Source organism: Bradyrhizobium sp. AC87j1 (assembly GCF_002936975.1).
Classification (GTDB): domain Bacteria; phylum Pseudomonadota; class Alphaproteobacteria; order Rhizobiales; family Xanthobacteraceae; genus Bradyrhizobium; species Bradyrhizobium shewense.
This window is the reverse complement of the sequence record NZ_PTFE01000062.1, coordinates 1-13,786: the sequence shown is the minus strand read 5'-3', so window position 1 is coordinate 13,786 and position 13,786 is coordinate 1. Positions and strand designations below refer to the sequence as shown.

Here is a 13,786-nt window from a genome sequence, read left to right as displayed (position 1 = left end):
AATCTCGAGGTTCCGGGTTCGATGCTGGCGCATCGCCCCGGAACGACGGTACCTATATCACTCCGCCGCCGTCAGCCGGTGCACGTTGTCCGCGATCTCCTTCGGCACTGGTGCGGCCCAAGGTGCGCCGCGGCGGCGCTTGACGTCGACCTCCATCCAGTAGAGCTCCCACCCCTGGGTCGGCCCGATGCCGTCCATGGTGGCCGGTCCCTGGATGCTGCGTGCTCTGCTGTCGTCCAGGAACAGCATCGGCTTCTCGCCGCCGCCGACCTTCTCGATCTCCTGCCGCAGCAGGCGGCGATATTGCACGATCGCCTTGTCGCTCGAGCCGAGATGCTCCTTGGTGCGGTCCTGAATCGCGCCCATCGATTCCACCGCCCATTGGTCATGGACGTTGATGTCGGTGCCCATGCCGGTATAGGTCGCGGTCTGCTGCTCGTGCGGATCGAAGCCGTAATCGTTGCTGCGGTTCTTGCGCGACTTGTAGTCGGGCAGCTCATAGAGCTCGAGCCGCTGGTCACGCATCTTCTGCTTGTCGACCGGGTTCGAATAGCTGGTGAAGATCGCGTACCAGTAGCAGTTCACGTCGTCGATCGGCACGTGCCACTGCGAGATCGTCATCTCCGTGCTCATGGGGATGACGAAGCCGTGCGGGAAGAGCTGGTTGGTGACGCGCACATGGGTGCGCTCCTCGTCGATCTCGCGCAGTGCGATCAGCCGCAGGCCGTATTCGGTGTGCTCGACATTGATGATCGGGCGGTCGTATTCGCGCAGGATTTTCGTCATCGGCAGATCAGACCCTGCAGATGCGCCGCGGAACTGCTTGCCGTAGGCGGTGGACGTGTCCTCGTCCTCGAAGAAGCGGTGCAGGTAGGAGGCGTGCGCGGGATCGATGCCAACCTCCAGCGCCTGCAGCCAGTTGCAGGCCATGTGGCCCTTGAACGCAAAGGTGTGCGTGCCGGGGGCGACGAAACAGTCGAGCTCCGGAAAAGCCGGCGGGTCACCCTCGCCGAGATAGGCCCAGAGGATGCCGCTCTTCTCGACCACGGGATAGGAGCGCTGGCGGATGTTTTGGCAAAGCTTTGAATCCTTCGGCTCGGCCGGCGTCTCGATGCACTGGCCGGTGGCGTCGAATAGCCAGCCGTGGAAGGCGCAGCGCAGACCGCCATGTTCTAACCGTCCGAACGCGAGGTCGGCGCCGCGATGCGCGCAGTGGCGGTCGATCAGGCCGTAGCGTCCGGTCTCGTCACGGAACAGCACCAGATTCTCGCCGAGCAGTTTGACGGGGCGGATCGGTCGCGCGCCCTCAAGTTCATCCACCAGCGCCGCCGGCTGCCAGTAGCTCCGCATCAGTTTTCCGCACGGATCCTTCGGACCGGTGCGGGTGATCAGGTCGTTCTGCTCCTGGCTCATCATGGCAGTAGCATCCCTTTGTGGAGTGGCGTTTGTTCGCCTATTGAACGAATGGGCGAATTATGACATGCCTTGGAAAGGCAGCAAGCACTATCTTGCAGGATTGTCCCGGACATGCCCAAGCTGAAGCGCAGTGAGAGCGACGAGCGCGCGACGGATTTTGTCGAGGCCCTCGATCGCGGCCTGCGCCTGCTGCAATGCTTCGGCACGACGGCAGGCCCGATGACGCTGAGCGATCTCGCCCGCGCTGCGGATCTGCCGCGCGCGACCGCCCGGCGCATGCTGTTCACGCTGCAGCGCGGCGGCTTCGTCAGCGGCGATGGCAAGCTGTTCTCGCTGACGCCGCATGTGCTGACGCTGGCGGCGACTTACTTGCGGTCCAACCAGCTCGTCGCGGTGCTTCAGCCGGTGCTCGATCGCGTTGCGACCGCGGCGAACGAAATCTCCTCGCTCGCGGTGCTCGACGGCGATGACGTCGTGTTCATTGCCCGCGGCAGCCCGGCGCGCGTGTTCTCCGGCGGATTGGAGATCGGCTATCGCCTGCCGGCGTTCTGCACCTCGGTCGGCCGCGCCATGCTCAGCCAACTCGACGATGCCGACCTTGCCGCGCGCCTGAAAGCAATGCCGCGCCAGGCGCTGACGCCGCAGACTGTAACCGACCCCAAGGCGCTGCTCACGCGCATCGCCGCCGACCGCGCGCAGGGCTATTCATTGGTCGACCGCGAGGCCGAGCCGCAATTCCGCTCGATCTCGGTTCCCGTCCGCCGCTACGACGACGTGATCGTCGCCGCAATCAACATGGGCGCCCATGTCGATCGCGTGCCGGCGCAGGAATTGATTGAGCGCTTCCTGCCGCTGCTGCAGGAGGGGACGGCGAATGTTAAGGACAGGTTGCTATGAAAAATAGCGTAACAGGCACACCTCTTCTTACGCTCACGCATATGGATACGGGTGTGAAGTTCTATCATCTGAGTGATGAGAGAGCGTTCTTCGAATGGTTGACGCGTATCCCGTGCGTGCGGAGTTGCGAGGGCAATGGCAATCGGGGTCTGGTTGTTCGATTAAAGCGTCGTCCCGGAAACGACGATCTCAGGCAGTTTCTTGCGCTCTGCCGTCGCTATGGCGTCGACATGAAGCAACTGGCAAAATTTGAGACGACAAAAAATCGAGTCTGGTTTCGCGATCCGCAGACGCCCTGGTATCGGGCAGTTTTCGGCCGCGCGGCGGCGTAGTAGGGTAGGTTCGCTGCTGTAGCCCGGGTGAGCGCAGCGCTACCGGGAAATGATCTCAAGACCCCGGATGCCGCTTCGCTCATCCGGGCTCTGGGCCTATAATCTGCTCTACACCAGACGAGGGAGTATGCCATGCAACACACCATGGTTCCCAGTGATCGCGTCGAGCACGTCGCCGTCTATGGTGGCGACGGCACGAAGCTCGGCACGATCGAGCGATTGATGCTCGACAAGGTCAGTGGAACGGTCGCTTACGCGGTGATCAAGACCGGCAGGCTGCTCCGGACACATCATCATTATCCCGTGCAGTGGAGCGCGTTGAAATATGATCCGGGACGTCAGGCCTTCCAGGCCGACCTGACGCCGGAGCAATTGAGCAGCGGTCCCTGCGAATTCGATGGCGATGAGTTCGACTGGGGCGACCGCTCGCGGCCCTACCAGCATCCGAACTACTGGTCGATCTAGCAAGTAAGACGGCCCGGCCGCCCGCATTTCCCGGCGCGGACGCGGCGGGGCTCGAGCCGCGGCCGCCGAGCAGTCGCTGACGTGAGCGTCCGCCTATCCGGCGAGCGGCTGTTCGCCGACCTTGGGCCAATAGGTGCCAAAGCTCCAGAGGCCGCCCTCCGGATCGCGCGCGGCGAAATCGCGGCTGCCATAATCGGTTGTGTAGGGCTCCATCTCGATCTGTGCTCCAGCGGCTTTCACCCTCTCATAGAGCGCGTCGGCATCATCAACGGCCAGATAGACGGCATCCGTCCGCCGGCCGCCGATGTCGCCAACCTGTTTGGCGTAGGCATCGTCTCGATGCGCGCCAAGCATGAGGATCGACGATCCGAACGCCAGCTCGGCATGAACGACCGTGCCCTCGTTGCGGTACACCACGCGTTCGACGAAGCCGAGAACGTTCTTCAGCCAGGCGATCATCGCCTCGGCATCCTTGCAGCGCATGGTGTGGTAGAGGCGCGGCGCTTCATAGCCGTTCGGCTGGTTCATGAAACTCTCCAGGTTCGGTACGAGACGTTCGATGCAAGTGCTTGCAAGCTTGCTGCAGAGCTGACCCTAGTTCGGATCACGGCGGCCGGCTTGAACAAATGGGACTTGACCGTCTCGCGCCGTCTGGCCGCTGTTTTGGCGCTAGCCCCCGCCGTCGCGCATCAGGCGAGGATCGACGACGTCGAGCCGCGCGGCCCATCCGGTCGGCGTCTCGCCGCTGAAGATCCGGAAATCGCGCGCGAGATGTGCCTGGTCGGCATAGCCGGCGTCCGCGGCAATTGCCGCCCAGCCGCCCGTGCCGTCCGTCCGGGCCAGCGCGCAGGCTCGATAAAAGCGCAGCATCTGCGCCAGCGTCTTGGGCGCAACGCCGATCTCGTTGTGGAAGCGGCGCGTGAGATGCTTGCGGCTCCAGCCGATATCGGAGGCGATGTCGGCGATCCTGACCGCGCCCGCGCCTCGCCAGAGCTTCTCCAGGGCGAAAGCCACCGCAGGCGAGGGCACGTGCACGGCGCGGCGACGCACGAAGTCTTCCACGATCTCGAATCGCCGCTGCCAGCCGACCGCGTCGGCCACCCTGGCGCGGAGGTTCTCGCCATCCCGTCCCAGAATGTCGTCGAGGCCGACCATGCGCGCGGTCAGATCGGGCACGGCGCCTCCGAAGAAGCGATACGCCCCGAGCGGCGTGAAATCGACCTGAACGCATTCGGCGCGGCCGTCGGATTCGATCACGACCGGCCCGGGAAACAGACCCGCCGCGAAACTCGGCTGCGCGTCGGCACGATCTGGTTGGTGTCCGAGTGCAATACGGAAGGGCGTTCCCAGATTCACCAGGAGAGGCAGCGCAAGCGGCGCGGCGTGCCGGAAGGCCGCCAAGCCGAGGCCGCGCTCGCGGTAGAACGAGATGCTGGAGATCAGCCGCGCAAGGCGGGGCGAGGCCGGTCGACGGATGACATCGGCAGGTGCGTCCATCGTGCGTCTCATTCGTTCGCGCGCAGCATGGCGCCAAGTATCGGTACGCTTGCAGTGTCGTAGCCCGGGTGAGCGAAGCGATACCCGGGAAAGTCATTGCGAGTCCCGGATGTCGCTTCGCTCATCCGGGCTACGGCTCCGCGCTCTACTGCGCTTCCGCCTCGCGCTCCATGTCGCGGCCGGACAGATCCTCGCCCTGCATGTTGGCGTAATCGCGCGCCATCTCGCGCATCAGGAATTTTGCGGGCACGTCGTGATAGGTGCCGCGGTCGTTGACATATTGCATGTAGGCGCGGCCTTCTCCGTCGAAGGGATGCAGCAGCGCGTCGGTATGGCCGTCGAAATCGAGCGGGGCCACGCCGACCTTGGCGCACAGCGTGTCGTTGAAGGTTGGCGTCGCCTTGCGCCAGGCGCCATCGACATGCACCTCCGTAAAGCCGTGCCAGGTGAAGATGTCCGTGCCCATGCTCGCGCGCAGCTTCTCTGTGGTGAGATGGTTCTTCACGTCCGCAAAGCCGACCCGTGCCGGGATGCCGTGGACGCGGCAGGCGGCGGCATAGAGCGCGGCCTTGCCGACGCAATAGCCCTGGCCTGCGGCGAGAACGCTCGAAGCACGAAACGTCTCGGCGACACGCATGCTGACGTAGGGGTTATAGCGGATACCGTCGCGCACCGCCTTGTAGAGCACGCTCGCCTTCTCGCGCGCGCTCGCATCCGCGCGCACCGCGTCGGCCGCAAATTGCTGCACGGCCGGATGATCGCTGTCGATGTACTCGCCGGGATCGGTGTAGAGATGGCGGATAGTATCGGGAAGGATATCGGTCATGTCTGGAGCTTAGCAGGCGATCGCTGCGGAACTCAAATCACGCGATACTGTCCATGATACGCCTTCGAATTGCGTCGAGGCGCTGCCGCCCTCTCACTGCCGGTTGCGCATCCAGTCGGCGAGGCCCGATATCGCCTTGTCGAGCTCCTGCCGCGCGGCGGTGTCGGTGACCGTCTCCTCCAGCGCGCCGCGCATGCAGAGCATCCAGGCATCGCGCTCGGCATCGCCGATGGCAAAGCCGATGTGGCGCTGGCGCAGCCGCGGATGGCCCTTCTCGACGGAGTAAAGCCGCGGTCCGCCGGTCCATTCGGTGAGATAGCGCTTCAGCACGTCCCTGATCAGGCCGAGGTCGTCCGCATGCATCGCGCGGATGATCTTCGCCTCCGGCAGCGTGTCCATGCGGTCGTAGAAGCGGTCGACGAGGGCGTCGATCGTCGCGCTGCCGCCGATCCGCTCGAACATGGAGGTGGTGACGTCGGTGGAGGTCATCTCTACAGCGCCACACTCCGCAGGCCGAAGCTGCGGGCCTCGTTCTGCAGCACGGGCCGTACCGCATCGATCAGCCGTGCGGCCGCTGCATCGACGGAGAGGCCCGCGGTATCCACCACTGCCGTCGCGCGCGAGTACAGCGGCTCGCGGCTGAGCAGGATGTTGCGCAGCTCCGCCATCGCGGAGCGGTCGTCGGCCATCGGGCGCAGGTCGCCCTGGCGACGGACGCGGGCCATGTGCTCCTCGGGCTCGGCCTTCAGCCAGATCGTGTAGAACGAGGTCAGGATCTGGTCGAAGGTCAAAGGCTCGGACACGATGCCGCCGCCGGTCGCCAGCACCATCAGCTCGTTGCGTGCGAGCAGCTGCTGCAGCGCTGCCTGCTCCATGCGGCGAAAGCCTTCCTGGCCGTACAGCGCGATGATCTCGGCGACCGAGAGCCCGTTCTGCTGCTCGACCTCCTTGTTGAGCTCGACAAAACTCCAGCCGACTTTCTTCGCCAGCATTCGCCCGAGCGTGGATTTGCCGGCCCCGCGCAGGCCGATCAGCGCGATGCCGCAGAACGGCGCACGCCGCGGCGCGGAGGCACTGCCGCCGGCGAGCAGATCTTTTGCCTGCGCGATCTGCGCAGGCGTGGCCTTGCGCAGCAGGTCGCGAAACATCTGCCAGTCCGGTGTCGGATCGACACTGGGAAGCAGATCTTCGAGATGCGCGCCCATCGCGTCCGAGACGCGGCGCAAGAGCACGATGGAGACATTGCCCTTGCCGCTTTCGAGCTGCGCGATGTAGCGCTCCGAGATTCCTGATACCTTGGCGAGCACTTTGCGCGACATGCCGCGCAACGCGCGCATGGTGCGCACGCGCTGGCCGAGCTGTTCGAGAAATCGGGATTCTGCGTCGGGACTGTCGGTCATGAGCCTTCTTTAAGGGATGTCTTCTTGAAGGATGTCCTGCGGCGCATTTTAATGAAACATAATGCCTGCTAGCATTGACAGCAAGCCGCAGCGGTGTCTTTCTATGAATTATAATTCTAAATTCGGGGGAGAAGTCCGTGAGCGAGGGATCCTATAACGCGGTGACCTGGCTGCTCGACCGCAATGTCGAGGAGGGCCGGGGCAACAAGCTGGCCTTCGACGACACCGTCTCGCGGCTCACCTATGGCGAGCTTCAGTGCGAGAGCCGACGCGCCGCCAACATGCTGCGCCGGCTCGGCGTCCGCCGCGAGGAGCGCGTGGCGATGATCATGCTGGACACCGTCGATTTCCCCGTGGTGTTCCTGGGCGCGATCCGCGCCGGCATCGTGCCGGTGCCGCTGAACACGCTGCTGACCGCGGACCAGTACGCCTACATCCTCGCCGACTGCCGCGCGCGCGTGCTGTTCGTCTCCGAAGCGCTCTATCCTGTCATCAAGGACGTGGTCGGCCGCATGCCCGATCTCGAGCATGTCGTGGTCTCCGGCGCCAAGCAGAACGGCCACAAGCAGCTCGCCGAGGAGCTCGCTGGCGAGAGTGATCAGTTCTCCACCGCCGCGACGCATCCGGATGAGCCAGCGTTCTGGCTCTATTCGTCCGGCTCGACCGGCATGCCCAAGGGCGTGCGCCATATCCATTCCAATTTGCAGGCGACCGCCGACACCTACGCCAAGCAGGTGCTCGGCATCCGCGAGAGCGATGTGTGCCTCTCCGCTGCCAAGCTGTTCTTCGCCTACGGGCTCGGCAATGCGCTGACCTTCCCGATGTCGGTTGGCGCCAGCGTGATCCTCAACAGCGAACGGCCGACGCCGGCGCGCATGTTCGATCTGATGAACCGCTACAAGCCGTCGATCTTCTACGGCGTGCCGACCTTGTTCGCGGCGATGCTCAACGACGAGACCATGAAGGCCGAGCGTGGCGGCGGCGCCTTGCGCATCTGCACCTCGGCCGGCGAGGCGCTGCCGGAATCCGTCGGCACCAGCTGGAAGGCGCGCTTCGGCGTCGACATCCTCGACGGTGTCGGCTCGACCGAGCTGTTGCACATCTTCCTGTCGAACGCGCCCGGCGACATCAAATACGGCTCTTCCGGCAAGCCGGTGCCGGGCTATGCGGTGCGGCTGGTCAACGAGGCCGGCCAGGATGTCGCCGATGGCGAGGTTGGTGAGCTCCTGGTCGATGCGCCCTCGGCCGGCGAAGGCTACTGGAATCAGCGCCACAAGAGCCGCCGTACTTTTGAGGGACCGTGGACCCGCACCGGCGACAAATATGTCCGCGACGCTGACGGCCGTTACACCTTCTGCGGCCGCGCCGACGACATGTTCAAGGTTTCCGGCATCTGGGTCTCGCCGTTCGAGGTCGAGAGCGCGCTGATCACCCATCCCGCCGTGCTGGAGGCCGCCGTCGTGCCCGAAGCCGATCCGGAAGGGCTGTTGAAGCCAAAAGCCTTCGTCGTGCTGCGGCCGGGCGCGACGACGAGCGATCTTCAGGAAATGCTGAAGGAGCACGTCAAGCAGAAGATCGGCCCCTGGAAATATCCGCGCTGGATCGACGTGGTGGAGTCCTTGCCGAAGACAGCGACGGGAAAGATCCAGCGGTTCAAGTTGCGGGAAGGGGCGAATTAGCCACAGCCGTCATGGCCGGGCTTGTCCCGGCCATCCACGCGTCGCCGCGTACGAGGAAAGACGTGGATGCCCGGGTCAAGCCCGGGCATGACGACGGCATGACGACGGAGAGAGAAGAGCGCAGAAATGATAAACCTCACCCCCACCGGCTTCCTCAACATCGGCGGCGCCAGCCTCGAATATAAATGGCTCGCGCCTGCATCGGCCGACGCACCGACCATCGTCATGCTGCACGAAGGCCTCGGCTCGGTCGGGCTCTGGGGCGATTTTCCCGAGAAGCTGCAGCAAGCCACCGGTGCCGGCATCTTCGCCTATTCGCGCGCCGGCTACGGCCAGTCGAGCCCGGTGAAATTGCCGCGGCCGCTGGACTACATGCAGCGCGAGGCGCTGGACGTGCTGCCGAAGCTGCTCGATGCGATCGGCTTCAGGCGCGGCCTGCTGCTCGGCCATTCCGACGGCGCCTCAATCGCGACGATCTATGCCGGCGCGCATCAGGACCACCGCCTGAGCGGCCTCGTGCTGATCGCGCCGCATTTCATCGTCGAGGACATCTCGGTGAAATCCATCGCGGAGATCAAGACCAGCTTCGAGACCACGGACCTGAAGGCCAAGCTGGCGCGCTGGCACAAGGACGTCGACAACGCCTTCTACGGCTGGAACTGCGCCTGGCTCGATCCGAAATTCCGCGACTGGGACATCTCGGAATATCTGGCCTATATCCGCGTACCCATGATGGTCGTGCAAGGTGCAGGCGACCAATATGGGACATTGCGTCAGGTCGAAATTGCGCAGGAAGAGTGTTACTGTCCGATAGATTTTAAAGTCATTTCAGACGCGGGCCATTCCCCGCATCGTGAAGCGCCGGGGGCGACGCTTGACGCGATTGAGCAATTTGCAAAAGCGGCCCTGCGCGACGATCAGGGACTCGGGGTACGCGCCGCATGACCATGCGGAGGCACATCCATGAATGTGCCTTCACATGCGACCGGCCAATTGCCATGGCCGCAATGGGCCTATGTGCCGGGCGAAACCGGCGCCATCGAGGCCGATGACGAGACGCTTCGCTTGGCCAAGGCGCTGGTGCCCTCGGCCTTTCGCGGCCACGTGCCGGCCCGTCATCCCGCGCTGCGCTACGGACACGCGCTCAATGACCGCGGTTATTTCTGGGAAGCGCAGGAGGTGCTGGAGACGGTGTGGGCCGCGGCCCCGCAGAGCGGCCGCGAACGCATCCTGCTGCGCGCCTGCATCCACATCGCCAATGCCAATCTGCGCCTGCGCATGCAGAAGGCGCATTCGGCCGCGCGCCTGTTCGGCGACGCTCTGACCGAGCTGCGGGCGTTGAGCGCGCGCAAGGTCGCAAGCGGCGGCGACGGCTTCGTCGAGAGCTTTCCGGTCGCGGCCCTGGTGGCGCTGCTCCAGGCCAATATCGGCCGCCCGCAGCTCGCGAAGGCCGACTGGATCCCGCTGGGTGCCATTGTGCGGTCCTGGCCGACTGCATGAAACAAAGTGCATGCGTCGGCGGTTAAGGGCTAGACGCATCCAAAAAGATGCACTATTGTGCATCTAACGCTAAACCAAAACGAGCTCAAGGGTGGCCCATGGCCGGGGAAGATCGGCGCCTCGCAGGCGGCGCGACATTCATCGATTTCCAGACCGAACCGTCCCGCTACAAGCACTGGAAGCTCGCGATCGAGGGTGACGTCGCGACGCTGACCATGGACGTCGACGAGAATGGCGGCCTGTTCGAGGGCTATCTACTCAAGCTCAACTCCTACGATCTCGGCGTCGACATTGAGCTCGCCGACGTGGTCCAGCGGCTGCGCTTCGAGCATCCCGAGGTGAAGGTCGTGGTGATGCGCTCGGCCAAGAACCGCGTGTTCTGCGCCGGCGCCAACATCCGCATGCTCGCGGGCTCGACGCATGCCCACAAGGTGAACTTCTGCAAGTTCACCAATGAGACCCGTAACGGCATGGAAGATTCTTCCGAAAATTCCGGCCAGCGCTTCATCACGGTCGTGAACGGCTCCGCCGCCGGTGGCGGCTATGAGCTGGCGCTCGCGACCGACCACATCATCCTCGCCGACGACGGCTCGTCTGCGGTCGCTTTGCCTGAAGTGCCGCTGCTCGCGGTGCTGCCGGGCACCGGCGGGCTGACGCGCGTCGTCGACAAGCGAAAAGTGCGCCGCGATCATGCCGATTTCTTCTGCACCATCGAGGAAGGCGTCAAGGGCAAGCGCGCCGTGCAATGGCGCCTCGTCGACGAGATCGCGCCGAACTCGAAGCTCGAGGCGAAGATCGCCGAGCGTGCCAAGGAGTTCGCGACCGCCTCGAAGCGCAAGGGCAGCGGCAAGGGCATCGCGCTGACGCCGCTCAAGCGCATCATCGACGAAAACAGCATCCGCTACGGCTTCGTCACGGTCGATATCGACCGTGCCGCTCGCATCGCCACCATCTCGATCAAGGCGCCGGAGACCGCGGCACCCGCGGACATCGACGGCATGATGGCGCAAGGCGCGTCGTTCTGGCCGCTCCAGGTCGCGCGCGAGCTCGATGACGCGATCCTGCATCTGCGCATCAATGAGCTCGAGATCGCCATGCTGGTGTTCAAGAGCCATGGCGACCGCGCCCATGTGCTGGCCAGTGACGCCTTCCTCGAAGCCAACAAGGCGCACTGGCTGGTCAACGAGATCAGACACTATTGGAAGCGCGTTCTGAAGCGCATCGACGTCACCTCGCGCACGCTGGTGACGCTGGTCGAGCCCGGCTCCTGCTTTGCCGGCACGCTCGCCGAGCTCGTCTTCGCCGCCGACCGCTCCTACATGCTGATCGGCACGCGCCAGGGCGACAACCGCCCGCCGCCGTCGATCGAGCTCTCCGCCATGAATTTCGGCCCGTATCCGATGAGCCACGGCCTGACGCGGCTGGAGTCGCGCTTCCAGGCCGATCCGTCGGATGTGGAGCGCGCCGAGGCCACGATGGGCACCGCGCTCGACGCCGAGCAGGCCGAAGAGCTCGGCCTCGTCACCTTCGCGCTCGACGACATCGACTGGGACGACGAGGTCCGCGTGTTCCTGGAGGAGCGCGCCAGCTTCTCGCCGGACAGCCTCACAGGCATGGAAGCGAGCCTGCGCTTCGTCGGCCCGGAGACGATGGAATCGAAAATCTTCTCGCGCTTGACCGCATGGCAGAACTGGATCTTCCAGCGCCCCAACGCGGTCGGCGAGGAAGGCGCGCTGCGCCGCTACGGCAGCGGGCAGAAGCCGAAATTCGATATGACGCGAGTCTAGCGAGTAGGGAGTGGCGAATGGCGAATAGGAGTTTCCATTCGCTACTCGCCATTCGCCATTCGCCCCCTTAACGAGCTAGTCCCCCACGGGAGGTCCACATGAACATGAACATCATGAACGTCGACTACTCGACCAAGATTCCGAACAACGTCAATCTCGCCGAAGATCGCCAGGTGCTCAAAGCACTCGAGGGCTGGCATCCCGGCTACATGGATTGGTGGAGCGACATGGGGCCGGAAGGTTTCCAGGAATCGCTGGTCTATTTGCGCACCGCCTATTCGGTCGATCCGCGCGGCTGGGCCAAGTTCGACTATGTCCGCATGCCCGACTATCGCTGGGGCATCTTGCTGGCGCCGCAGGAAGAGAACCGCGTCGTTCCGTTCGGCGAGCATTTTGGCGAGCCGGCCTGGCAGGAAGTCCCGGGCGAATACCGCGCCATGCTGCGCCGCCTGATCGTGATCCAGGGCGACACCGAGCCGGCCTCGGTCGAGCAGCAGCGTCATCTCGGCAAGACCGCGCCCTCGCTCTACGACATGCGCAACCTGTTCCAGGTTAATGTCGAGGAGGGCCGTCACCTCTGGGCGATGGTCTATCTGCTGCAGAAATATTTTGGCCGCGACGGTCGCGAAGAAGCCGACGATCTGTTGCGCCGCCGCTCCGGCGATGCCGACGCACCGCGCATGCTCGGCGCCTTCAACGAGGCGACGCCGGACTGGCTGTCCTTCTTCATGTTCACTTATTTCACCGACCGCGACGGCAAGATGCAGCTGCACTCGCTCGCGCAGTCCGGCTTCGATCCGCTGTCGCGCACCTGCCGCTTCATGCTGACCGAGGAAGCCCATCACATGTTCGTCGGTGAGACCGGCATCACCCGCGTCGTGCAGCGCACCTGCGATGCGATGCGCGAGGCCGGCATCACCGATCCAACCGATATCGCAAAAGTCCGCGCGCTCGGCGTGATCGACCTGCCGACCATCCAGAAGAAGCTGAACCTGCACTATACGCTGTCGCTCGACCTGTTCGGCTCCGAGGTTTCGACCAACGCTGCCAACGCCTTCAACACCGGCATCAAGGGCCGCTATCACGAGACCCAGATCGACGACGATCACCAGCTCAAGAACGCGACCTATCCGGTGCTGAAGTTCATCAACGGCGAGATCAAGCTGGTCGACGAGCCGGCGCTGACCGCGCTCAACATGCGTCTGCGCGACGATTACAGCCAGGATTGCGTCAAGGGCATGCTGCGCTGGAACAAGGTGATCTCGACCGCGGGCTACGACTTCAAGCTGACCTTGCCCAATGTCGCCTTCCACCGCCACATCGGCGAGTTCAAGGACGTGCGCGCGACGCCCGACGGCCTCCTGATCGACGATGCCACCTGGGCGAAGCGCAAGGACGAATGGCTGCCCTCGACCGCCGACGGCGACTTCATCACCTCGCTGATGCAGCCCGTCACCGAGAGCGGCAAGTTCGCCTCGTGGATCTCGCCGCCGAAGGTCGGCATCGACAACAAGCCGGGTGATTTCGAGTACGTGAAGATCGAGTCGTGAGATAGGCGAATGGCGAGTGGCGAATAGTGCAAGAGGTGCTATTCGCCATTCGCTACCTCGCTACTCGCGCATTCAGCTATCCCACCCGCTCCCCTTGATCCCCGGGTTGGCGTAGACGATGCCGCCGTCCACCGCGATGGTCGCGCCCACCACGTAATCGCCCGCGCGCGAGGCGAGATAGATTGCGGCGCCCGCCATGTCCTCGTCGGTGCCGATGCGCCCCGCGGGCACGCGCGTTGCGACTTCGTCGCCATGGTCGCGCGCGGCGCGGTTCATGTCGGACTGGAACGGGCCCGGCGCGATTGCCGTGACCACGACGTGGTCGGAGATCAGCCTCACCGCCATGCGCCGGGTCAAATGGATCAGCCCGGCCTTGCTCGCGGCGTAGGAATAGGTCTCCATCGGATTGACGAAGATGCCGTCGATCGAGGCGATGT

Annotated in this window: 15 protein-coding genes; 8 read left to right on the top strand and 7 right to left on the bottom strand. The window is 64.3% G+C overall.

What is annotated here, in order from left to right; genetic code table 11:
- Positions 1-57: 57 nt before the first annotated feature.
- Complete coding sequence (locus CV770_RS26960; protein ID WP_104464533.1) at positions 58-1,416, bottom strand: aromatic ring-hydroxylating dioxygenase subunit alpha; 1,359 nt, start codon at positions 1,414-1,416, stop codon at positions 58-60.
- 111 nt (positions 1,417-1,527) lie between these two features.
- Between CV770_RS26960 and CV770_RS26955 the strand changes: the two genes are divergently transcribed.
- From CV770_RS26955 to CV770_RS26950, 3 genes are all read left to right on the top strand, one after another.
- A complete protein-coding gene (locus tag CV770_RS26955) occupies positions 1,528-2,313 on the top strand; it encodes an IclR family transcriptional regulator domain-containing protein (RefSeq protein ID WP_104464532.1) in 786 nt (261 codons plus the stop codon).
- Entirely contained in the window at positions 2,310-2,645 is a 336-nt protein-coding gene (locus tag CV770_RS41770; protein ID WP_146101367.1) for a hypothetical protein, read from the top strand. Before CV770_RS26955 ends, CV770_RS41770 begins: the two co-directional genes overlap by 4 nt.
- Before the next feature lie 132 nt (positions 2,646-2,777).
- On the top strand, positions 2,778-3,110 hold the full coding sequence (locus CV770_RS26950) for a PRC-barrel domain-containing protein (RefSeq protein ID WP_104464531.1): 333 nt from the start codon (positions 2,778-2,780) through the stop codon (positions 3,108-3,110).
- 93 nt (positions 3,111-3,203) lie between these two features.
- On the opposite strand, the gene CV770_RS26945 is transcribed toward CV770_RS26950, so the two are convergent.
- From CV770_RS26945 to CV770_RS26925, 5 genes are all read right to left on the bottom strand, one after another.
- Positions 3,204-3,638 carry a VOC family protein gene (locus tag CV770_RS26945; protein ID WP_104464530.1) on the bottom strand — a complete coding sequence of 145 codons (435 nt, stop codon included), beginning with the start codon at positions 3,636-3,638 and terminating at the stop codon, positions 3,204-3,206.
- A 141-nt stretch (positions 3,639-3,779) separates the two neighbouring features.
- Complete coding sequence (locus CV770_RS26940) at positions 3,780-4,607, bottom strand: helix-turn-helix domain-containing protein (protein WP_245453872.1); 828 nt, start codon at positions 4,605-4,607, stop codon at positions 3,780-3,782.
- Positions 4,608-4,752: 145 nt separating this feature from the next.
- A complete protein-coding gene (locus CV770_RS26935) occupies positions 4,753-5,433 on the bottom strand; it encodes a transglutaminase-like domain-containing protein (protein WP_104464528.1) in 681 nt (226 codons plus the stop codon).
- 93 nt (positions 5,434-5,526) lie between these two features.
- Positions 5,527-5,922 (bottom strand): group II truncated hemoglobin, encoded by a 396-nt coding sequence (locus CV770_RS26930; RefSeq protein WP_104464527.1) that lies wholly within the window; start codon positions 5,920-5,922, stop codon positions 5,527-5,529.
- A gap of 2 nt (positions 5,923-5,924) precedes the next feature.
- Complete coding sequence (locus CV770_RS26925) at positions 5,925-6,833, bottom strand: helix-turn-helix transcriptional regulator (RefSeq protein ID WP_091965860.1); 909 nt, start codon at positions 6,831-6,833, stop codon at positions 5,925-5,927.
- A 137-nt stretch (positions 6,834-6,970) separates the two neighbouring features.
- Between CV770_RS26925 and CV770_RS26920 the strand changes: the two genes are divergently transcribed.
- From CV770_RS26920 to boxB, 5 genes are all read left to right on the top strand, one after another.
- Positions 6,971-8,512 (top strand): benzoate-CoA ligase family protein, encoded by a 1,542-nt coding sequence (locus tag CV770_RS26920; protein ID WP_104464526.1) that lies wholly within the window; start codon positions 6,971-6,973, stop codon positions 8,510-8,512.
- 126 nt (positions 8,513-8,638) lie between these two features.
- Entirely contained in the window at positions 8,639-9,457 is an 819-nt protein-coding gene (locus tag CV770_RS26915) for an alpha/beta fold hydrolase (protein WP_104464525.1), read from the top strand.
- An 18-nt stretch (positions 9,458-9,475) separates the two neighbouring features.
- Entirely contained in the window at positions 9,476-10,012 is a 537-nt protein-coding gene (locus CV770_RS26910) for a DUF309 domain-containing protein (RefSeq protein WP_104464524.1), read from the top strand.
- Between the two features lie 98 nt (positions 10,013-10,110).
- Positions 10,111-11,799 carry a 2,3-epoxybenzoyl-CoA dihydrolase gene (boxC, locus tag CV770_RS26905; RefSeq protein ID WP_104464523.1) on the top strand — a complete coding sequence of 563 codons (1,689 nt, stop codon included), beginning with the start codon at positions 10,111-10,113 and terminating at the stop codon, positions 11,797-11,799.
- Positions 11,800-11,897: 98 nt separating this feature from the next.
- Complete coding sequence (boxB, locus tag CV770_RS26900; RefSeq protein WP_091965855.1) at positions 11,898-13,349, top strand: benzoyl-CoA 2,3-epoxidase subunit BoxB; 1,452 nt, start codon at positions 11,898-11,900, stop codon at positions 13,347-13,349.
- 72 nt (positions 13,350-13,421) lie between these two features.
- Here the strand turns inward: boxB and CV770_RS26895 are convergent.
- Positions 13,422-13,786: SDR family oxidoreductase (locus CV770_RS26895; RefSeq protein ID WP_146101366.1), on the bottom strand; the 365-nt coding region annotated here is incomplete at its 5' end.

Excerpts from the sequence above, each read along its gene's own strand:
- CV770_RS26960 (WP_104464533.1), bottom strand. The coding sequence starts at position 1,416 with ATGATGAGCCAGGAGCAGAACGACCTGATCACCCGCACCGGTCCGAAG.
- CV770_RS26955 (WP_104464532.1), top strand. The coding sequence starts at position 1,528 with ATGCCCAAGCTGAAGCGCAGTGAGAGCGACGAGCGCGCGACGGATTTT.
- CV770_RS41770 (WP_146101367.1), top strand. The coding sequence starts at position 2,310 with ATGAAAAATAGCGTAACAGGCACACCTCTTCTTACGCTCACGCATATG.
- CV770_RS26950 (WP_104464531.1), top strand. The coding sequence starts at position 2,778 with ATGCAACACACCATGGTTCCCAGTGATCGCGTCGAGCACGTCGCCGTC.
- CV770_RS26945 (WP_104464530.1), bottom strand. The coding sequence starts at position 3,638 with ATGAACCAGCCGAACGGCTATGAAGCGCCGCGCCTCTACCACACCATG.
- CV770_RS26940 (WP_245453872.1), bottom strand. The coding sequence starts at position 4,607 with ATGGACGCACCTGCCGATGTCATCCGTCGACCGGCCTCGCCCCGCCTT.
- CV770_RS26935 (WP_104464528.1), bottom strand. The coding sequence starts at position 5,433 with ATGACCGATATCCTTCCCGATACTATCCGCCATCTCTACACCGATCCC.
- CV770_RS26930 (WP_104464527.1), bottom strand. The coding sequence starts at position 5,922 with ATGACCTCCACCGACGTCACCACCTCCATGTTCGAGCGGATCGGCGGC.
- CV770_RS26925 (WP_091965860.1), bottom strand. The coding sequence starts at position 6,833 with ATGACCGACAGTCCCGACGCAGAATCCCGATTTCTCGAACAGCTCGGC.
- CV770_RS26915 (WP_104464525.1), top strand. The coding sequence starts at position 8,639 with ATGATAAACCTCACCCCCACCGGCTTCCTCAACATCGGCGGCGCCAGC.
- CV770_RS26910 (WP_104464524.1), top strand. The coding sequence starts at position 9,476 with ATGAATGTGCCTTCACATGCGACCGGCCAATTGCCATGGCCGCAATGG.
- boxC (WP_104464523.1), top strand. The coding sequence starts at position 10,111 with ATGGCCGGGGAAGATCGGCGCCTCGCAGGCGGCGCGACATTCATCGAT.
- boxB (WP_091965855.1), top strand. The coding sequence starts at position 11,898 with ATGAACATGAACATCATGAACGTCGACTACTCGACCAAGATTCCGAAC.